The sequence below is a fragment of the Stenotrophomonas sp. AS1 genome, assembly GCF_048957655.1.
GTDB classification, from domain to species: domain Bacteria; phylum Pseudomonadota; class Gammaproteobacteria; order Xanthomonadales; family Xanthomonadaceae; genus Stenotrophomonas; species Stenotrophomonas bentonitica_A.
The window spans coordinates 42,066-62,212 of sequence record NZ_JARVXM010000001.1 but is presented as its reverse complement, the minus strand read 5'-3'; the positions used below and the strand labels follow the sequence as shown (position 1 = coordinate 62,212).

The following is a 20,147-nucleotide window of genomic DNA, read 5'->3' as shown; positions in this document are numbered from 1 at the left end:
CACTGATGACAATTGGCGAAATCGTGAGCGAGGCTGACACCTGCCGGGAACTGGTCACACCCAAGCTCGTCGAGGCTGAATGGGGCAATGCGCCGCACGTGATCGGCGAGCAGCGCACCTTCACCAATGGCCGCATCATGGTCACCGGTGGTCGCGTGCGCCGTGGCAAGCAGAAGCGCGCCGACTACCTGCTGTACTACCGGCGCGACTATCCGTTGGCCGTCGTGGAAGCGAAAGAACTGGGGCTACCGGCGGAAACCGGGGTGCAGCAGGCTAAAGAGTACGCCGAGATTCTCGGCCTGAAGTTCGCTTATGCCACCAACGGCCATCGTATCATCGAGATCGACTACACCACCGGCACCGAGCGTGAGGTGGAGCGCTTCGCCACGCCCGCCGAACTCTGGCAGCGACTGACCGCTGCTACCGATCTACCCGATCCGGCCACACCCCACCTGCTCGAACCCTTCAACCTGGTTTCGGGCAAGGTGCCGCGCTACTACCAGCAGATCGCGATCAACCGCGTGATCGAGGCCATCCTGCTTGGTCAGAAGCGCGTGCTCGCCACGCTGGCCACCGGCACCGGCAAGACCTGCGTGGGGTTTCAGCTGTGCTGGAAGTTGTGGAGCAGCCGCTGGAACCGCACCGGCGAGTACCGGCGCCGGAAGATCCTGTTCCTGGCCGATCGCAACATCTTGGTCGATGACCCGATGGCCAAGATGTTCGCGCCGTTTGGCGATGCCCGCCACAAGATCGCCGGGGGCGATGTGAGCCAGAGCCGGGACATGTACTTCGGCATCTATCAGGCGCTGTCCACCGCCAATGAAGACGTATTCCGCCAGTACCGGCCGGACTTCTTCGATCTGATCATCATCGACGAATGCCATCGCGGCTCCAGCCGCAACGACAGCAACTGGCGTGCGGTACTCGATTACTTCGCGCCTGCCGTACAGTTCGGCATGACGGCCACGCCGCTGCGCGAGGAATCGCGCGACAGCTACGAATACTTCGGCAACCCGGTCTACACCTACAGCCTGCGCCAGGGCATCGAGGATGGCTTCCTCGCGCCCTATCGCGTGCATCGCGTGATCACCACGGTGGATGCCGCTGGCTGGCGTCCGTCCAAGGACGAGCTCGACCGTTTCGGCCGCCCAGTGCCGGACGACGAATACCAGACCAAGGATTTCGAGCGCGTCATCGCGCTGCGTGCACGCACCAAGGCCATCGCTAAGCATCTTGCCGACTTCCTCAAGGGCACCGACCGCTTCGCCAAAACCATCGTGTTCTGCGTCGACCAAGAGCACGCAGCCGAAATGCGCCAAGAGCTGATCAACCTCAACAGCGATCTGGTCAAGCAATACTCCGACTACGTCTGCCGCGTCACCGCCGACGAAGGCACCATTGGCCTTACCCACCTCGCGCACTTTCAGGACGTGGACAAACCCACGCCGGTGATCCTGACCACCTCGCAATTGCTGACTACCGGCGTTGACGCCGAGATGGTCAAGAACGTGGTGCTGGCGCGCGTGGTCGGCTCCCGCTCCGAGTTCAAGCAGATCATCGGGCGCGGTACCCGACTGAAGGTCGACTACGGCAAGGAATACTTCAACATCATCGACTTCACCGGCACCGCCACCCGGCACTTTGCCGATCCGGATTTCGATGGCGATCCCGCACGCATCGAGGAAGTGACCATCGATGAGGCTGGCGAGACCATTGAATCAGTCATCGAAACGCCCCCCAGCGTCGAAGAGCCGCAGGCCGACTACACCGTAGACGCCGACGCAGGCCAAGGCGAGATCCTCACCGAACCGCCGGAGGAACCGCGCAAATTCTACGTCGACGGTGGCGACATCGAGGTGATCGGCCATCTGGTCTACGACCTCGACACCGACGGCAAAAAACTACAAGTGGTCAAGTACACCGAATACTCGGGCCGCACCGTTCGGACTCTGTACCCGACTCGCGATGCGCTGCAATCCGCCTGGGCCAACCCCGACACCCGCGCTGACGTGCTGCGTGAGCTGACCGAGCGCGGCATCAGCTTCGAGGAGCTGGCGGCTAGCGCCGATCAGCCGGACGCCGACGCCTTCGATCTGCTGTGTCATCTGGCCTGGAACGCGCCGCTGCTCACCCGCCACCAACGCGCGGAACAGGCCAGAAAGGCAGCGCAGGATCTGTTCGAGCAGTACGGCGATTCGGCCCGCGAAATCCTCACGCTGCTGCTCGACAAGTACATCGAACGCGGCATCGTCCAGTTCAACGCCCTTTCCGTGCTGATGAAGGTGCAACCCTTCGACCGCTTCGGCAGCCCGTCCGAAATCGCAACCCGGCATTTCGGAGGCATCAAACCTTTCAAGGAAGCCGTCTCGCGCCTGCAGACGGCTCTTTACCAATGACGAGAAGTTCCTGAATGGCCGCAACCGAAAAGAAGACCAGAACCAAACGTGCCAAGGCACCGCTGACCACGCGCGACAACTTGTCGGCGCTGATCGGCAGCGCCCGCAAGATCCTGCGCAAGGACAAGGGCCTCAATGGCGACGTTGACCGCCTGCCGCTGCTTACCTGGGTGATGTTCCTCAAGTTCCTCGACGACCTCGAAGTCGTGCATGAGGAAGAAGCGGAGCTCGACGGCAAGCCCTATCACCCCATCATCGAATCCTCCTACCGCTGGCGCGACTGGGCCGCGCGTGAGGATGGCTTGACCGGCGATGAACTGCTGGCCTTCATCAACCAGGACGAATGCCACCGTGCCGACGGCTCGCGCGGCGCGGGTCTGTTTGCCTATCTGCGCGGCCTGGCTGGCAGCGGCGAGAAAGGCAGCCAGCGCGAGGTCATCGCCAACGTGTTTCGTGGCGTACAGAACCGCATGGTCAGCGGCTACCTGCTGCGCGACATCATCAACAAGGTCAACGGCATTCACTTCAGCAGCAGCGAGGAGATCCATACCCTCTCGCACCTGTACGAATCCATGCTGCGCGAGATGCGCGACGCTGCCGGCGACTCGGGCGAGTTCTACACCCCGCGCCCGGTGGTGCGTTTCATGGTGCAGGTCACCGACCCGCGCCTTGGCGAGTCCATGCTGGACCCTGCCTGCGGCACCGGCGGATTTCTGGTGGAGGCCTACAACCACCTCAATCAGCAGGTGACCAATCCGGACCAGCGCCGCACCCTTCAGCGCGACACGCTGTTCGGGCAGGAGGCCAAGCCGCTGCCCTACATGCTGGCGCAGATGAACCTGCTGCTGCACGGGCTGGAAGCGCCGCAGATCGCCTACGGCAACACACTGGAGCGGCGCATCACCGAGATCGGCCACAGCGAGCGGGTGGACGTAATCCTCACCAACCCGCCCTTCGGCGGCGAGGAAGAAGCCGGCATCAAAGCCAACTTCCCGGCCAACATGCAGACGGCCGAAACCGCACTGCTATTCCTGCAGTACATCATGCGCAAGCTGCGCTATGCCGGGCATGGCGCAGAGCAGGGAGGCCGCGCCGCCGTGGTGGTGCCCAACGGCACGCTGTTTGGCGATGGCGTGTGCGCCGTCATCAAGGAGGAGATGCTCAAGGAGTTCAATCTCCACACCATCGTGCGCCTGCCGCAAGGCGTGTTCGCGCCCTACACCGACATCCCGGCCAACCTGCTGTTCTTCCAGCGCGGCTGCCCGACCGACACCATTTGGTACTACGAACTGCCGCAGCCCGAGGGCCGCAAGAAGTACAGCAAGACCGCACCGCTACCCTTCGAGGCCTTTCAGTCCGTGCTCGACTGGTGGAACGCCCGCGAGGAAGGCCCGCAGGCCTGGCGCGTGGACTTCGCCGCCAAACGCGCTGCCGCCATCGACGCCGCCACACCACACTGGCAACGAGCCGAAACCGAGCGCGCCAGCGCCCTCGCCCTGGGCAAGCCAATCCGCGAACTGGATCAGGCCATCGGCTATGCCGCCAATGGCGACAAGGCCGCGCTGCAAGCGCAGCTGCGCGAGCTGAAGGCGCAGCAGCAGACGCATGAGGCCGCCGCCAAAGCAGCGCAGGCCGAGGGCGATGCGCTCTACTGGCCGATCTACAACTTGGACCTGAAGAACCCGCATGCCGCCGAAGGGCTAGAGCACGCCGATCCGAAGGACCTGGTGGCCGCCATGCGCGCGGGTGAGGAAGATGTGCTGCGCCTGCTCGTGGAGATCGAGGCTCTGGTAGTCGAGGTGCAGGGATGAGCCAGTGGCCGAAGATCGCACTGGGCGATGTGCTCTGTCGTTCCAGCGAGCCTGCCGTGTGCGTGCCGGACGTCGAGTACGACGAAGTCACCATCCGTCTTTGGGGAAAAGGCGTTATCAGCCGTGGCAAAGTTCGCGGTGCTGATGTCACTACTCCGCGACGTGTAGTGCGTGCCAACCAGCTGATCCTCTCCAAGATCGACGCCCGCAACGGCGCAATCGGGCTGGTTCCGCAAGAGCTTGATGGTGCGATCGTCAGCAACGACTTTCCTTCCTTCGAGTTTTCCAACAGCAGACAACTCGCTCCGGCATTCATGGGATGGATGGTGCGCTCACGTCACTTCGTCGATCTGTGCAAGGCGGCCAGCGAAGGCACAACCAACCGCGTTCGCATCAAGGAGGATCGATTTCTCGCACAGCAAATCGTGCTGCCGCCGCTTTCCGAACAACAAGCCATTGTCAGCCGACTCGACACGCTGGCCGATAAGGTGCGGCAGGTAAACGAGCGGCTCAACGCCATCGAACAAAAATCCGCAGCGCTGTTTCTCAGCCTGCACTACAGGCTGTCAGGTGATCGAGTGAGGCGGCTCGGTGACGTTGTCGAGTTGCACGAAGAGCCCGTGCCTGTTCGAGCTGACAGCGAGTATCCGCAAGTCGGCGTGCGTGGTTTCGGTGGCGGCCTGTTTCCGAAGGCCGCAGTGGCAGGCACAGAAACCTCCTACAGAGCCTTCAATCGCCTCTACGTAGATGCGCTGGTATTGAGCCAGGTGAAAGGATGGGAAGGTGCACTTGCACTTTGCGCCCCCGAGCTTGCGGGAATGTATGTGTCACCCGAGTACCGCACTTTTCGTTGCGTTCCAGGTGAAGCCACGCCCGCATATATCGGAGAACTGGCCCGGACGCCTTGGTTCTGGAGCCTCCTTCAAGACGCCACGCGCGGAGTTGGCGCTCGTCGCGAACGGACCCGACCAGAGCAATTCCTGAATGTCGAACTACCGATGCCACCGGAGGATAAGCAGCGCAAGGTTGTTGAAATCCTCGATCGGCAATCCCTCTTGAGATCCCGCCACGCCACCATCCGTCAGGCCAATGACGCGCTGATCCCGGCGACGCTGGAACGCGTTTTCTCCGGGGCTCACTGAATGCAGTTCGTCCGCCACGGCCCCGATATCCCCGAGCGCCTGCTGCAGGCGCACGAGGACGGGCGCGTGGTGTTTTTCTGCGGCGCGGGCATCTCTTACCCGGCCCGCCTGCCGGGTTTCTCCGGGCTGGTGGCGAAGGTATATGTAACCTTGGCCACCACACCCAACGCGGTGCAGCAGGCCGTGATCAAGGCCGGGCAGTTCGATACCGCCATCGGCCTGCTGGAAGCGGACATCGTCGGCGGCCGCGAGACGGTGCGCCGGGCGTTGGCCGGCATCCTGACACCCGATCTCAGCGCCCCAAACGCGATCGCCACACATGATGCATTGCTGACGCTGGCCAAGTGTCGCAATGGCCATACACGCCTCATTACCACCAATTTCGATCGTCTGTTCGAGGAGGTGATTGCGGCGAAGTCCCTGCCAATCCAGCGGTTTCAAGCACCACTCCTGCCGGTGCCGAAGAACCGCTGGGATGGCCTGGTGTATCTACATGGACTACTTGGCGCCACATCGACCGCGAGTGAGCTGGATCGCTTGGTCGTCTCCAGCGGCGATTTCGGCCTGGCCTACCTCACCGAGCGCTGGGCAGCGCGTTTCGTCAGCGAGTTGTTCCGCAACTACACCGTTTGCTTCGTCGGCTACAGCATCAACGACCCAGTATTGCGCTACATGATGGATGCCTTGGCAGCCGACCGTCTGCTGGGTGAGTCGCCGCCGGAGATGTTCGCCTTCGGCAGTTTTTCCAAAGGCAAGGAAGAGCAACGGGCCAACGAGTGGCGGGCCAAGAACGTCACCCCCATCCTCTACCGCGAGCATAACCGCCACGCCTACCTGCACAAGACCCTGCGGGCTTGGGCTGAGACCTACCGCGATGGCGTGCACGGCAAGGAGCGCATCGTGGTCGAATGCGCCATGGCTCGCCCCTTGGCGAGCACCCGACAGGACGACTTCGTCGGCCGCCTGCTGTGGGCACTGAGCGATGCTGGCGGCTTGCCCGCCAGACGCTTTGCCGATCTGGACCCGGTGCCTTCGCTGGATTGGCTAGTGCCACTGAGCGAGGAACGCTACCGGCATGCCGACCTAGGCCGCTTCGGTGTCCCGCCCAGAACAACCGTGGATGACAAGCTCACCTTCAGCCTGACCCGCCGACCCTCGCCTTATCCTCTGGCTCCTTTGATGTGTTTAGCCGATGCCGGCACGCGTGGCTGCCACTTAGACGAGGTGATGCGACAACTGGCGCGCTGGCTGATTCGCCATCTCGACGACCCGGCACTGTTGCTATGGCTGGTCAAGCACGGCGGCCAGCTGCATGGCGATCTGGTCTCGTGGATCGGACAGCGTCTGGACGAGCTGGCCAAACTTGAACGCGAGGGAAATACCGCCGAGTTGGCGCGCATTCGTGAAGGCGCACCCAGCGCGATCCCCGGACCATTGATGCGCATCCTATGGCGGCTGCTGCTGACCGGGCGCGTGAAATCGTGGCTGCGCGACTTCGACCTATATAGCTGGCGCAACCGCTTCAAGCGCGATGGGCTCACCGCAACCCTGCGCCTGGAACTGCGCGAGATGTTGACACCGCGCGTACAGTTGCGCGAACCGTTCCAAGGGCCCGCAGAGGACGGCCAAAGTCGCGAGCCGGAGCGCGTCAAGGAGCTGGTGGAATGGGAGATCGTGCTGTCGGCTGGTCACGTCCATTCCAGCCTGCGGGATCTCCCAAGGGATGAGCGCTGGGATGCCGCATTGCCGGAGTTGCTGTCCGATGTAAGCGCCCTGTTGCGCGACGCGCTTGATCTGATGCGCGAGCTCGGTAGCGGTGAGGACAGGAGCGACCTTTCCTACCTGCATCAACCCTCGATCAGTGAACATCCACAGAACCGGGACTTCCGCGACTGGACCGCATTGATCGACCTGACCCGAGATGCGTGGCTCGCCACAGTTGCACAATCACCGGCGCGGGCTGTCCTCGTGGCGGAGTCTTGGTGGCACACGCCCTATCCGCTGTTCCGACGCCTCGCCTTCTTTGCCGCGGCACAGGACAATGTAATCCCCCATCGCAAGGCACTCGACTGGCTACTGTCAGACGATAACTGGTGGCTGTGGTCGGTGGAAACCGAACGGGAGGCCATGCGACTGCTGGTCGCACTGGCGCCGCACCTCGATGAGATGATGCTGCACGAACTGGAACAGGCCGTGCTCGGCGGTCCTCCGCGCGGCATGTTCAAGGAGGACATCGAGCTGGAGCGCTGGATCCATATCGTGGACCACAAAATATGGCTCCGGCTGGCAAAGATCGCCGACGTCGGCACGATATTGGGCAGCGTCGCCAGAGACAGACTGGACAGACTTTCAGCTCAGTATCCTGAGTGGCGAATCGCTGCAGATCAGCGCGACGAATTTCCTTTCTGGATGGGCGATGTCGACGAGTGGAGCAAGTTCGTCGCCGCACCGCGTAGTCGCCGTGAACTCATCGAGTGGTTGAGGCAGCAGCCCAGCCCAGATCCTTGGCAAGAGGATGACTGGCGGCAGCGCTGTCGCGACAACTTTGCCACGACCGCTTGTGCCTTATGCGCCCTGGCCAGAGAAGGTGTGTGGCCTACAGAGCGCTGGCGAGAGGCCCTGCAGGCCTGGTCTGAGGAAAAACTCCTGAAGCGCTCCTGGCGTTACATGGCGCCGATCCTGGCCACCGCACCTGACGAGGTACTGCAGACGCTCGCCCATGGTGTCAGCTGGTGGCTACAGGCCATTGCCAAGACCTTCGAAGGTCACGAAGCACTCTTCTTCGCTTTCGCTCGTCGTATCCTGGCGCAGGATCATCAGGGTGGCAGTGATACCGATGATCCCGTCGGGCGAGCCATCAATCATCCCGTGGGGCACGTCACCGAGGCACTGCTACGCTGGTGGTATCGACGGTCGCTGGAGGATGGGCAAGGCTTGCCGGAAGAGATCAAGAGCATGCTCACCGAGCTTTGCGATACCCAGATCGACAAGTATCAGCATGGCCGTGTGTTGCTGGCGGCCCATGTCATAGCCTTGTTCCGCGTCGATGGTGATTGGGCGACACAATACCTGTTGCCGCTTTTCGACTGGCAGCGCTCGGAAGCCGAAGCACGTGCAGCGTGGGAAGGATTCCTGTGGTCACCGCGCCTGTACCGCCCGCTGATGGAAAAGCTCAAGCCGGCCTTCCTAGACACCCCGCGCCACTACGCGGCATTGGGCAAGCACGATGGACAATACGCATCGTTACTGACATTCGCCGCTCTTGACGCGAGTGACACCTTCACCACTACCGAGCTGGCAGCCGCCACTCGCGCACTGCCACCGGATGGTTTGCACGATGCTGCACAGGCATTGGTCAGAGCCCTGGAGGGTGCGGGTGAGCAACGTGCCGACTATTGGACTAACCGGGTTGCCCCGTATCTGCATGCCATCTGGCCCAAGACGCGAGACAACGTTTCACCCGCCATCGCCGAAAGCCTGGCCCGCCTTTGTGTGGCAGCACAAGATGCGTTCCCCGAGGCTTTGACGCTGCTCCGCGGCTGGTTGCTACCAGCGGCTCACCCGGACTACCTGGTGCATCGGCTACAAGAGGCAGGCCTCTGCGGCAGGTTCCCCGAACATGCACTGGACTTCCTGAGTCTGGTGATAGGGGATCAAACCCAATGGCCGTCCAGTGACCTCGGTGACTGCCTCGAGGAGATAAGCTCGGTCGCGCCTGACCTCGATACGGATCCACGTTTTCAACAGCTAGTCGTGTACTTAAGACAGAGCGGGCGCAGATAAGATCTGAGCTCGTAGCCACGATAAATCTTCCTAATCCACCGCCCCTCCGGCCGCCGCTACCGCCAGTAGCGGGTGTTCAACTCTGGATTGCGCCGACTTGCATAACGAGTCCGGCTTGACCAATCGCTAGACCTACATGCCATTGACGCCATTTCTCCAACTCACCTCAGCATAGTTCCAGTAACGGTACATCTCACTTTTCATTCGCTCTATTTTTTTTGAAGAGAATTCGCTGATGCGCCAAGGGTAATGGCGACGAATTTCCTCTATTCTTGAAACAATGGATTCAAAGGTGTCGTTAACTTTGTGTATTTCATCCAATTCATCGCCAGAAATGGCGAACACATCCGAAGCAACTTGTCTTTTGTAGATGGACTCTGCCTCAGTGATCAAATCTAAAATATCTTTGAAGTGATCTGGTGATGCTAAAGAGGAAATCTTGCTCGTTGCTTCAGGTTTCAATTCATCCTCAGACAAATTGAATGTGATTTTTCTAGATGCCCCACCTGTCGCGTAGGCTTCTGTCGCGCTGATCGGCTTCCAGTACACTTTCTCGTTCTTAAGGTCGACGCAGACGATTATGGTTGGGACTGAGAATCGCTGCCAATAGTCGATATCTGAGTCATCAACGTAGACATCGTGACGCTGTGATCCTGACAACTCTTGAAAGGACTTTATTTGAAGTTTGACCACGTTTCCTGTCGCGGAGAATTGCTGGTCACAAATCTCCAATTCTGCGTCGATGCCTAAATCGACACTTTGAAGTCGACAAGGCCACTTTAGGGTTTGTGTAAACTTGTACGCCGCGAAATGCTCGCCAGCGTCGCCACTGATTGACCTCTTTGGGTACTGCTTTGCCATGTGAGTAGACCTGACTACCTGATAGCCGGATGCTTGGGTCCGGTTATTCGATTCATCCATAGCTCACCGCATGGTGGGCCATCCCCTTAATACAGCTAGATCTTAGGGCTATCGGGCACGGCGTACAAGCCAGCGAACCAGCCAGGAGAGAGATCTGCCACTACTGCAAGCTCTCCGCTCCGGTAGAGGTTCAGATGCGCGCGACGGGACGGCACGTGCCCTCCCCTGCCCCCGATAAACATTCCTAATCCCCTGCCCCGCCGATGTCCGCTTCCGGCCAGAAGCAGACATATGCCGCAGCGCAGACCTCGCCGTACATCGCTACCTTGACCTCCTTTCAAGACCCCTGCGATTCTAAGGCAGGCAAGCGACCTCCCACTTTCCGTACGGCGCCAACTCGAGAGATTTTGCAAGCCCATTCGACGCCACATTGTCTAACTGACAGCGATACTGAGCCTCATACCCGTGCTTGCCGGCGTATTCAATCATCGCGAGTATCAAAGACCTGGCGATGCCCTTACCGCGCGCTCGTGGCATGGTCAGCACTCCCATATCGGCAATGGCCGCGCCACCCCATGGGTAGAGACTGGAGACAGCCAACAGCTCCGATTCCACGAACGCGCCAAAGGCCGCCCAGTGCCCGAGCTCCACGGACGCATCGTCCTGGTCGGCTGGTGATATCTGTGCCATGAATCCATCGAACAGTGCTGCATCGTCAGGCGCCAACGGGCGTACCTCTACCAAGGTGGTGCTCCGCGTTGCGGAGACTCCGGCGGCTGCCACGTAATAGATGACATCGGGCGCATGCATCTCAACGCCTGCGGCGTGAAGTGCCTGGCGCAGCCATGATACTGAGACCGGAATACCGTCCGACGCGATTCCCAGCGCAGAGGCCACGCATGGAGACACTGCGGAACGCGTGCACCCATTGTTAGCCACCATGACCATTGCTCGCCGCGCAGTGCCAAGGTGCGGGTTGATCACCAGGCTGAACTCATCTGCAGTCGGCACACAGATACCGGAGTCGAAGAGTCCATGCCAGTAGGAGTCGACTGCGGAATTCCACTGCTGCATTGTTTCCCCCAAACCTAGCCTGGCAACGCCGATTCTAGAGGCGGGGCTCGCAGCTGTCTGCTTCCGGCCAGGACCGGACATCTACCCTACCCCTGATAACGCACCCTAATCGTCAAGCACTAGGACTTTTGTCGACGAGGCGGAACAACATCAATGGAAGCAGCTTCCTAGTTTGGGCAGTTCTCTTGTCCGGAACCGACCTATCCACCAGTTCCCGCCATAGGGGGCACTTCATGGATCGCCCAGCTCGCGGGCGACAAGGTCGTCCCAGGGGCGGGCGCGTGCAATCTCTAACGGCGCCGGCGTCCAGGGCAGCACTCATAGCGCCTCGCAACTGTGCGCTCAAGGATGGATCTTATGATGGTCAAGGCGTTAGAGATTGCACGCACCACTGGCCTATTCAGGCAAGTCTCTGTCGGCCCATCCCGTTCAACGCCGCGACCCGCCCCGGCTCGCGATCACGATTCCCACGAGCATTGCCTCTAAGCGTCGGTCGCCGTGACGCCACCGCCGCGCGAGCCACTCCCAAGCGGCGAGCGGCCACTTGGGCAGGTTTTGGGCTGAAGCGGCGGCAAGTGCCGTCCACGCCCTGTACGCACCCAATAATGCTGCCGCCCTGTCATTGGGTGCAAGGCGCCCCACCCTTGCTGGGCCTAGCGGCTGGTATGTTCTGTGCGGTTTAGGGAGTGCCCACCCGGCCCCTTCGATTGACCAAGCCAGCTCGGCGCTTGCAATCCCACCAGAGCCGGGTCCCCAGTTGCGAGCGGACGCTAGAACGAGGTCTCTCCGAAGCCTAGCATCTTGCCCGTTCACCCGGCCATGACGCCACTCCTCGAGCCACTGCCAGAGGGACACCAGCTCTTCGTTGGCATCGAGGGGCATTGCATCCCGGCAGGGCGCGTAGCTGAGCAACAGCCGGTGTCGGGAGCACTCGATAGCTCTGGCATCCAACCAATCAACTAGAACCGGATGCCGAGTACCGCTTTGGGTCGGCGCAGTACACATAGCGCACCCTACCGACCTCCACTCAGCTGCAATACGCCATGAGGCTGGGACGCGCTCAATTCGCCCCAGCTCAGGCGGAAGTCGGCCCCATTCAGCGCCACCGATTCGGCGTTCTGGCTCTTTTGCTTCGAACTCACACCATTGCCTCCACTCAGCTTCCTCAAGACCAAGCTGTAGCCTGGTAGCGTCTAACCACGAGTACACACTCTCGCCCATGCAGGGCTCTGCGGCTGCGGGAAGATCCTCAATCCTCATGGAATCTCTCCTCGACACCGAACCCGGATTTCCAGAATTCGTCGAGCAACTCGACTGAGATGCGCCCTTCTCCGCGCGAATTGGCAAGACGGGCTGCGCCGAGGACAACCTCTAACAATCTGAAGGTAACGCAGCAGTCATGGGCCGCCAGCCAGCGAATCATGGTCTTGCTGTCCAGGTGGGAACGCTCAGGAAGCTTCAGCTCGACTTCAATGCCGGCCAGGAACTGACGGAACTCGTTGGATTCTGACCAAACGGGAAGCTCAACCCTTTTGAACCGAGATGCCAGTTGCTCGTCTGCAGCCAGCGCATTGACCATGTTCCTTGTTGTTGCGATGCATACCGTGATGCCCAGATTGCAGATGGATTTGATGAGTGCAAGAGTGTATTGCTGGCCAGATTTCCCAGCGTTGAGAATATGTCCAGCCTCATCAATCAGAAGCTGTTTTACCCCCGATGCCTGCAACACGTCAGCGACCTGCTCGTGTATGTTCTGGGTTTTGCGGATGGGAAACCCGGGCAAACACGCATTGATGATGGACCGGCACATCTTCATGCAGTTGCCGTCATAAGGTGCCTCGATCAAGATCGCCTCTCTGTAACGCGACCCCGTCGCTTCCCGAACGGCAGAGACTTGGGACATGTAGTGGTTGAGGAGCCGACTCTTTCCGCTGCCGGCAGCTGCTGCAATGTGAAGGCACACAGGCCGGCTGCGTCGGTACTCGCCCACGCGAAGCTGGCTCAAAGCCTTCAAAATCCTTACTGAGTGGGAACTCAGCACGAACGGAAGATCGCCCTCTAGATGAGGATGGGTGCGACCGATATCTTCAGGCAGGTTCATTCCACCAGGCCCTCACTGGAGGGGATTGGTAGAGCGGGCTCTGCATAATCGACTTCTTCTCTGACCGCCTTGGGTACTACCGGCGGCAACCTGGCCAACTTACGGCGAGCTTTCTTTGAGCTGGTCGCGGCTTGATGCAGGATTTCCCTTTGACGCTCAAGTGCATCAAACAGTTCGCTCTCCGAAGCAGCTTTCCTGCCTTGCTCCTTCATATGAGCTCGGATGTCGCGAAGTTCGCAGAGCGAAAATGGGTTCCTAGAACGATCTAGTAGTGGCACATCGATGTAGTCGCCAGCTGCATACAAGAACACCTTGCTGAGGTCGCGCTGGCTATAGTGCACTCGATGTTCAATACCATCATTGATGAATGGTGAAAGGGCGGGATCCCAGTAGTGAAGCGAGTGCAGCTGAATTCCTGCCCGACCTATTCTTCTATTGGCGGCCGGCAGGAAGCCTAGTGTGAAGTCGCGAGGGTTGCCGATCATAGGGGGAAAGCGGGTGGAGCCTTGCTCGCTAGACCACGACTGATCCCACACCTGCAATGGAGTCCTTCCGCCCAGCCCACTGTGCGGAGAGTTGTGATATACGCCCGCGATCTGGAGCGCGAGCCACTGCTCAAGTTCCGCGATGGTCAGTACCGCCTTCTTCTCCGATGGATAGTCACCTCGCTGCTTTGAGTTGGAGAAAGTTGTCCCAGGCAGGAGATGCACCGCGCCCATCATCGTGCCGATGTAGCGTTCGATATAGGCGCCGTAGTGAGGCCTGCGGACTGGTCTGGGACGGACCTCAATTCCGTAGCGCTCGCATTGCGCGAGCAGCGCCTTTGTTTTGAATGTCTTCGCGTTGTCCCACGCGATTCGAGCCATCTTTCCGAAGATTGAGTACTTGAGTTTGCCATCTAGCCCAATGGATTCAAGCCACCGCTCTTTCGGCAGGCAGCTGTGCTCAAGTGTCAGCGCAACTGAAGTCTGGTCGGGCGGATCAAAGCTCATGTAGTAGCCAACAACGCAACGAGTGAAGACGTCGATAGCGAGCGTGATCCACGGCCGCCCGATAACCTGCCGTGTCAGTGGACTAACCACCATCAAGTCGACGACTGCGTGATCAATTTGGACGACCTCAAGGGGGGATGACGTGTCCAAGCCTCGGATCGATGGAGCCTGCTTTGCACGAGCTTCATGGCTCCCAAGGCGTTTCACAGCCAGTTGCATTGGATCTCGTGCACGAACACGCGCCTTGACCGCCGCGTAGCTGGGGGCTGCTACACCCGCATCCCGCGAGAGCTGTGCACACCTTCGAACGACAGCTGCAACTGAGCTTGCCTCACGGACCAGATAGATCTCGTCGATCGCGGCGGCGATCAAGCTCTCCACGAGGGGTGGCAGAAGCCTGGCCTTCGGCGATGGACCAGGCAGGCTCGGCAACTGAGATGCCGGTAGCGGGTTGTAGCAGTACAGCCGCCAGCGACGTCTGACAGTCTTCGCCGAAACATCGAATTTCCCGGCGATTTCATCGCACGTGCGCTTAGACAACCTAGCGCCGTGCGCCCTCAGCGCTGCTCCGAGCGCTTTTGCCCATTGCAAAGCTACTGCCTCCTGAGCAGCGTCCGTACTGGCGACGTGCCGAATCTTCTTTTCAGTGACCTCCTGGTTGTACGAGGAAAGATCGCCAACGCCTACCCATTGGTACTCTGAAGTCCCTTCTATTTGGATGTGAATTTTGTCAGGCGCTGTGCAACTCACGATGCGGCACAGTCTCGATCTGCACATCACCAACTCACCCGATTTCACAACCAGGTCTTTAACAGGTCGCGCGGCTCTCATTGGAGAGTTCATACTTGGGCCCTCAGGACCCGAGGCAAAAGATGCCCGCCCCACTATTGACACAAGTAGAGAGGCATGAAAGGCTAGCCCCAATCGGCGGATTATCCGGTTGTCCAGAGAGGTCAGGGTTGCCGCCCTGGCCTTTCGTCGTTCTAGCCGAAGGCATCCATTTGCGTCAGGCCATAGCTGTTTTCTCCGCCGATCAAAGGTCTCCGCATAGCGCGGCCTGTCAGAATTAGCACGCAGAGAAACGCCGCGCAATCGCAACGCATTGATCTGAAAGGTATTTTATAGTCTATGGACTATAGGGCGCAGCAGCCCGCAGTTAGGCTTGGGCCACCTGATGGGGTCCACTTAGGCTACTGACGCATACGATGTTTGCAGGATCGTGTCCCTGCACTGTGCTTTTTCTCTGAATCATGTCTCTAACAGTCGGGCTGAGCGTGTGCGACGAACGCTCCCGGCCATTTCGCAACTAAATCAAGCACCTAGTGTTGGGCGCGATCTAAAGAAACCCACATCTTGCCTCCCTTCCCGGGAACCCAGCAAGGACGAGATCGCAGCATGACCACGATGGACCCGCACGACCGCATCGAAATGACCGGCCCTTGGGCCGGTTTCGGCTTTCAGGGAGGCCACATGTTCACCCCTGAAGGCCACAGCCTTCAACCGTGCGACATGACCTGGTGGTCGCTGACCTGCAACATCGCCCGGGAATGGCGGCCTATCAGGGCCTACTTGTCCTGGCTGTTTGTAGGGGTTGTAGGCTGGGCCATCGCGAGCGATTGCGACGCAGACTGGCAGCCTAACTTTGGCCTTTGTGCCCTGCTCTGTCAGGCAGGTGCAGGTAGTGTCTTTGTCGGTGGTTCCAGATGCCATGCAGTAAAGCTCGGGCTGTGACTGGACGGTGCGGTCATCAAACACAGGTGCGGACCATGGCTGAAACTCGATCCGTGGTGTGTGCTTGGTGATGTACTCGTCATGGGTGAGGGGCCGCGCCTCCGGCAAGCCCGCGCCCAAGGGCGCCAGGGCACTTGCCGCCGGCGAAGCACCGGCCCCCTGCTCCACTTTCGTGTCTTTAACCGCAGGCGGCTTGGAAAGGTACAGCCAGCCCAACCACAAGAAGATGATCACCGTTACGCAAACGGACAGGCCCTGCAGACTGAGCAATGGACTACCTGGCATGCAGCGGGTGCATGGCAAGTTGGCAGGCCAGTTGGAGTGAATTGCCCTAGGCCCGATCACCCGCAAGGTGGGCAGATTGAGGTCGACGCAAGCCCCAGGTTCCGCCTTTGAAAAATTCAATACCGAGCTGATACGCAATCGTCTCAAATGCAGATTGGGATGGATCTCGCCCATCACAGCCCCGTGACCATCCATCCACTACCTCCGTCAGCATTCCGGCAAGTGCGGCTTGCATACGTGGCAATTGGTGGCACGTTGCCAGGATGCTGCCCCAGTTCTTCGCGTTCCACGTTTTCTCGAACTCCCACGCCGCATCATTGAGCATTGATACGTAAAGTGACCCGCCCACAGACGTTGCAACAAGCGCGAAAGGTCGTTCAAGTTGCCCGATGTATGACGCTGCCGACACGGAGCCAAAGACGTGCGCGAACCACCCGTCAGGAATGGGGGACTTCAGAGCGATGGTTGAGCCGTTCCGCACATATGTTTCAGTACGCCTAAATTCTGCGAAGTCGCTCTGAAAATCAACAACGACCGCGCGAAGCGCGGCTGGGCCGACAAGAGCTGGGGCGCGAGGATTCCATGCATTGAGCGATAGAGTCCAGTGGCAGAGCGCAAGGCCGGCGGAGATCTTTTTGTGCCACAGGTGGATCTCATCAATTCCCGCTTGGCCGCGCTCAATCCGCTTCTCAATCGTTCCGAATAGCTGATTGGCGTCGTATTCTGCCGGTACTTGGAAATTCCTGATGTTCGCCAGTGCTTGGGGTGCCCCCATCTCAAGGCGCTTGCCATGAAGGTCGTGCTTGCTGAGGAACCACTTTGGGACTACGTGCTCACGCGTCGATCTGACGGGCACACTTCCTGTGAAGAGGCACTGCTTGTTGAAGTCGGCAAGATGCAGAGCATTTCCGTTCAAATCATTCTCCAACTAATGGGCGCGCAGTACGATTCTAGCTGCTGGCGCCTAGCCCCAGCACTCTATCCTTGCCCCGGCGCTAGGCCTGCTCCACTCCGTGTGGACGTGGGGCTATTTTGAACCGGGCGTGTGCGCCCTCCCCTGCTTTCCTGTGCGCGGGCCCCGGGCTTGGGGGCCGTCGCCAGCGCGGCCCTCACTTGATCGGGTGGTGGTGTAGGTGTTGACGAGCGCAACTTGGATAGAGAGCTCCCGTTGGGCCGCGGCCGCGACCTGTTCTGCCAGCTGTCGTGCCTGCTGGAGATCGGCGATCTCATGCTGCTGCACGCGGGACTGTGCGGCCATGCTTTCCTGCAGCTGCTGTTGGGCGAGCAGCCCGCCACGCTCGGTCGCGTGTTGTCGCGCTTGTTGTTCTGAATCCGTACGCACTGTAGCAAGTTGGTCTTCGAGGCGCTCGTTGCGGGCATGGGCGCCGTCGCGCTGGCTGCGCATGTCCTCGAGCTACCCTTTAATCTGGCGAACTTGGTCGCGCAGCGTGTCTTCAGATGCACTCAGAGTGTTGGCCCGACTCTCCGTCTCGCCTACCCGCAAGAACAGTTTCTTGCGCTCCTGGGCCTCACGATCTGGTGCTCGACCAGGATCCGGATGCCCAGGTCCTGGCCGGGCTGCAGTCCCTGATGCGCGCCTGTGGCGAGATTGATGGCCCGCTGCCCGGCCAAACGCGGTTCCGGATCGAGACGCCTGAAAATTCTTCCCTGGAGCTGTCTGTTGCCGATAGATCGTCAACGCCTCAAGCGACCAGAAGAGTGGCCGCACTATGCTGCGCCGCGCCGCCGTCGTGCCCAGGGATCACCGTGTCTGGCCGGCGGTTGGCGCCTTCCCGGCCGGAACACATCGCATGTCTCACTCCACCCATCTGCTTTGGCTACCTCTGGCTGGTCTGCTCGTCTTTCCCCATGCGCAGGTGCGGCTGGCCATCTGCTGCCCAATGCCCAAGGCCGCCGGGCAGCGTTGGAAGCGCGGGGAGTAGCGCTCGATCTGGGCTACACCTCCGAGGATGCCCGCAACCCGAGTGGTGGCGACCGTCATACCGGCACGCATGCCGGCCAGTTGGCCAGAAAGGTACTGGAGCAAAATTAGGGACCGTGTCCGTTCCCGGCCAGAAGGGGCCCCCGCCCTACCCCCGATAACGCACGCTTATCAATGAGGTATGGAGCGGAGCCTGACGCAACTCACTTCCGATACATGCCGTTCCCGAATGCTTGGAGTCCTCGGACCCCAAGGGTGGCAGGTTCATCACGCTGTCCGACGGTCCATGGCGCCCGGAGCGTTGGGCCTCGGGCGACAGAGTAAGGGCCTCAGCGGAAAAAGCAGCAATCCTGCTGAAATCCTTTTGAGCATGAGCTTCCCCCTGTAGCTGGGGGAAGCTTACCGCTTCAAGCCTGCGCCCGACGCCCTACCCGGCTCGGCCACCGCAAGCAGGCGCAGAGTCCGGCAGCCCGGTGCCGGTGTCGAAATCAAGCCGACGCTGTAGCCGCAATCTTTATCGACTTGACGTTCACGAACTCCTTCAGACCTTCCGGACCATGCTCGCGGCCATAGCCGGATGCCTTCACGCCGCCGAACGGAAGCGTTGGCGATGCCACGTCGAAGGTGTTGATGAAGATCATGCCGGTGTCGAAGTACTTGCTGGCCAGCTCCCGGGCGCGCTGCACGTCGCGGCTGAAGATGCCGCCGCCCAGGCCGTAGCGGCTGTCGTTGGCGATGCGCATCGCATCCTCATCGTCCTCGGCGCGGATGATGGCCGCTGCAGGGCCGAACAGCTCATCCTCGTAGGCCACCTGCCCCGGTGCCACATCCGCCAGCACCGTGGCCGGGTAGAACCAGCCGGTGCGGTCCGGCACTTCGCCGCCAACTATCAGACGTGACCCTTGGGAGACGCTCTTGGTCACCTGTTCGTGCAGCTTGTCGCGCTGCGCCTTGGAGACCATGGGGCCGAGTTGGGTGTTATCGGCATTCGGGTCACCCATGCGGATAGCTTCGAACGCCGTTGCGTAGGCGCTGACGAACGCCTCGTAATTCTTTTTTGTCACGATGAAGCGCTTGGCATTGACGCAGGTCTGCCCGTTGTTGAACAGGCGCCCTTTGACGCAGGTCTTCACCGCCAGGTCCAGGTCGGCGTCGTCCAGCACCAGATACGCGTCATTCGAGCCCAGCTCGAGCACCGTCTTCTTGAGTGCCGCGCCGGCCTTGGCGGCCACGGTGCGCCCTGCGGCCTCGCTCCCGGTCAGCGTCACCGCGCGCACCAGGTCGTTCTCCACGATGTCATTGGACTGGTCGTGGGTGATCAGCAGCACCCCAAACAGCCCCTTGGGCAGCCCGGCGCTTTCGTAGATGTCACGCAGCAGCAGCCCACTCCCGGTGCAGCTCTCGGCATGCTTGAGCAACACCCCGTTGCCCGCCATCAGGCTGGCGATGGAATAGCGGATGGCCTGATAGGCCGGGAAGTTCCACGGCTGAATGCCGTAAACCACGCCGATCGGGGCGTGAGTCACGATGCCGGTGGCGCCCTCCACCTCGCGCTCTTCATCGGCCAGGGCGACGGGCCCTTGCTTGGCGGTGTAGTCGCAGATGCTGGCGCACAGCTCGACTTCGGCACGGCTGTCTTCAATGAGCTTGCCGACCTCGTCGGTCATGAGCTGCGCAAACTCTTCCTTGCGCGCACGAAGCGCCTTGGCGATGTCCGCGATGACTTTCGCTCGCTCATCCAGACTGCGCAGACGCCACTGAAGAAATGCGTCATGGCTTGCCTTCACCGTGGCGGCGGCTTCGCCGTCTGACATGTAGGAATAGGTGGCGAGCACTTCTTCGGTCAACGGATTGATGGTCGTGAGTTGCTTGTTTGTCATGGGAAGAGAGGCTTTACGTAGAGGGAAGATCCGTAGAGGGTCGCCGCCGTGCAGTTCCTCCGCTGTGAATTCTTCAACGGAATGCATCACTGGAGGTTCACCGGATCTCATTGTTAGAGTGTGGATTCGGCCTGCTTTGACCAACTCCC

12 protein-coding genes are annotated in these 20,147 nt (G+C 60.3%); 6 read left to right on the top strand and 6 right to left on the bottom strand.

What is annotated here, in order from left to right:
- Positions 1-5: 5 nt before the first annotated feature.
- The 4 genes from hsdR to dsr1 are packed head-to-tail and all read left to right on the top strand — an operon-like array spanning position 6 to position 9,132.
- Positions 6-2,396 (top strand): EcoAI/FtnUII family type I restriction enzme subunit R, encoded by a 2,391-nt coding sequence (gene hsdR / locus PV764_RS00235; RefSeq protein ID WP_421115936.1) that lies wholly within the window; start codon positions 6-8, stop codon positions 2,394-2,396.
- 14 nt (positions 2,397-2,410) lie between these two features.
- On the top strand, positions 2,411-4,207 hold the full coding sequence (locus PV764_RS00230) for an N-6 DNA methylase (protein WP_284129279.1): 1,797 nt from the start codon (positions 2,411-2,413) through the stop codon (positions 4,205-4,207).
- The gene (locus tag PV764_RS00225; protein WP_284129278.1) at positions 4,204-5,349 is read left to right on the top strand and encodes a restriction endonuclease subunit S; all 1,146 of its coding nucleotides are present in this window, start codon (positions 4,204-4,206) and stop codon (positions 5,347-5,349) included. The genes PV764_RS00230 and PV764_RS00225 overlap by 4 nt, the downstream gene beginning before the upstream one ends.
- On the top strand, positions 5,350-9,132 hold the full coding sequence (dsr1, locus tag PV764_RS00220; protein WP_421115933.1) for an anti-phage defense-associated sirtuin Dsr1: 3,783 nt from the start codon (positions 5,350-5,352) through the stop codon (positions 9,130-9,132).
- A 132-nt stretch (positions 9,133-9,264) separates the two neighbouring features.
- Here dsr1 and PV764_RS00215 read toward each other — a convergent pair whose 3' ends face one another.
- The 4 genes from PV764_RS00215 to PV764_RS00200 form a co-directional block, all read right to left on the bottom strand.
- Positions 9,265-9,993, bottom strand: a complete 729-nt coding sequence (locus tag PV764_RS00215) for a DUF4365 domain-containing protein (protein ID WP_284129276.1) — start codon at positions 9,991-9,993, stop codon at positions 9,265-9,267.
- A gap of 354 nt (positions 9,994-10,347) precedes the next feature.
- Positions 10,348-11,067, bottom strand: a complete 720-nt coding sequence (locus PV764_RS00210) for a GNAT family N-acetyltransferase (RefSeq protein ID WP_284129275.1) — start codon at positions 11,065-11,067, stop codon at positions 10,348-10,350.
- Positions 11,068-12,316: 1,249 nt separating this feature from the next.
- Positions 12,317-13,168, bottom strand: coding sequence for a TniB family NTP-binding protein (locus PV764_RS00205; protein WP_421115932.1), 852 nt, complete (start codon positions 13,166-13,168; stop codon positions 12,317-12,319).
- A complete protein-coding gene (locus PV764_RS00200; protein ID WP_421115931.1) occupies positions 13,165-14,991 on the bottom strand; it encodes a Mu transposase C-terminal domain-containing protein in 1,827 nt (608 codons plus the stop codon). The genes PV764_RS00205 and PV764_RS00200 overlap by 4 nt, the downstream gene beginning before the upstream one ends.
- Before the next feature lie 564 nt (positions 14,992-15,555).
- Between PV764_RS00200 and PV764_RS00195 the strand changes: the two genes are divergently transcribed.
- On the top strand, positions 15,556-15,891 hold the full coding sequence (locus PV764_RS00195; protein ID WP_421115930.1) for a DUF3653 domain-containing protein: 336 nt from the start codon (positions 15,556-15,558) through the stop codon (positions 15,889-15,891).
- A 331-nt stretch (positions 15,892-16,222) separates the two neighbouring features.
- Here PV764_RS00195 and PV764_RS00190 read toward each other — a convergent pair whose 3' ends face one another.
- Positions 16,223-17,092: a hypothetical protein gene (locus PV764_RS00190; RefSeq protein WP_152663670.1), complete on the bottom strand. Its 870-nt coding sequence runs from the start codon at positions 17,090-17,092 to the stop codon at positions 16,223-16,225.
- 234 nt (positions 17,093-17,326) lie between these two features.
- On the opposite strand from PV764_RS00190, the gene PV764_RS00185 reads away from it, so the two are divergent.
- Positions 17,327-17,506: a hypothetical protein gene (locus PV764_RS00185; RefSeq protein WP_152663669.1), complete on the top strand. Its 180-nt coding sequence runs from the start codon at positions 17,327-17,329 to the stop codon at positions 17,504-17,506.
- Positions 17,507-18,606: 1,100 nt separating this feature from the next.
- Here PV764_RS00185 and PV764_RS00180 read toward each other — a convergent pair.
- On the bottom strand, positions 18,607-20,085 hold the full coding sequence (locus PV764_RS00180; RefSeq protein ID WP_200899474.1) for an aldehyde dehydrogenase family protein: 1,479 nt from the start codon (positions 20,083-20,085) through the stop codon (positions 18,607-18,609).
- Positions 20,086-20,147: the final 62 nt, after the last annotated feature.

What these genes read in the sequence shown, in the direction of transcription:
- hsdR (WP_421115936.1), top strand. Translation starts at nt 6, where the DNA reads ATGACAATTGGCGAAATCGTGAGCGAGGCTGACACCTGCCGGGAACTG.
- PV764_RS00230 (WP_284129279.1), top strand. Translation starts at nt 2,411, where the DNA reads ATGGCCGCAACCGAAAAGAAGACCAGAACCAAACGTGCCAAGGCACCG.
- PV764_RS00225 (WP_284129278.1), top strand. Translation starts at nt 4,204, where the DNA reads ATGAGCCAGTGGCCGAAGATCGCACTGGGCGATGTGCTCTGTCGTTCC.
- dsr1 (WP_421115933.1), top strand. Translation starts at nt 5,350, where the DNA reads ATGCAGTTCGTCCGCCACGGCCCCGATATCCCCGAGCGCCTGCTGCAG.
- PV764_RS00215 (WP_284129276.1), bottom strand. Translation starts at nt 9,993, where the DNA reads ATGGCAAAGCAGTACCCAAAGAGGTCAATCAGTGGCGACGCTGGCGAG.
- PV764_RS00210 (WP_284129275.1), bottom strand. Translation starts at nt 11,067, where the DNA reads ATGCAGCAGTGGAATTCCGCAGTCGACTCCTACTGGCATGGACTCTTC.
- PV764_RS00205 (WP_421115932.1), bottom strand. Translation starts at nt 13,168, where the DNA reads ATGAACCTGCCTGAAGATATCGGTCGCACCCATCCTCATCTAGAGGGC.
- PV764_RS00200 (WP_421115931.1), bottom strand. Translation starts at nt 14,991, where the DNA reads ATGAGAGCCGCGCGACCTGTTAAAGACCTGGTTGTGAAATCGGGTGAG.
- PV764_RS00195 (WP_421115930.1), top strand. Translation starts at nt 15,556, where the DNA reads ATGACCACGATGGACCCGCACGACCGCATCGAAATGACCGGCCCTTGG.
- PV764_RS00180 (WP_200899474.1), bottom strand. Translation starts at nt 20,085, where the DNA reads ATGCATTCCGTTGAAGAATTCACAGCGGAGGAACTGCACGGCGGCGAC.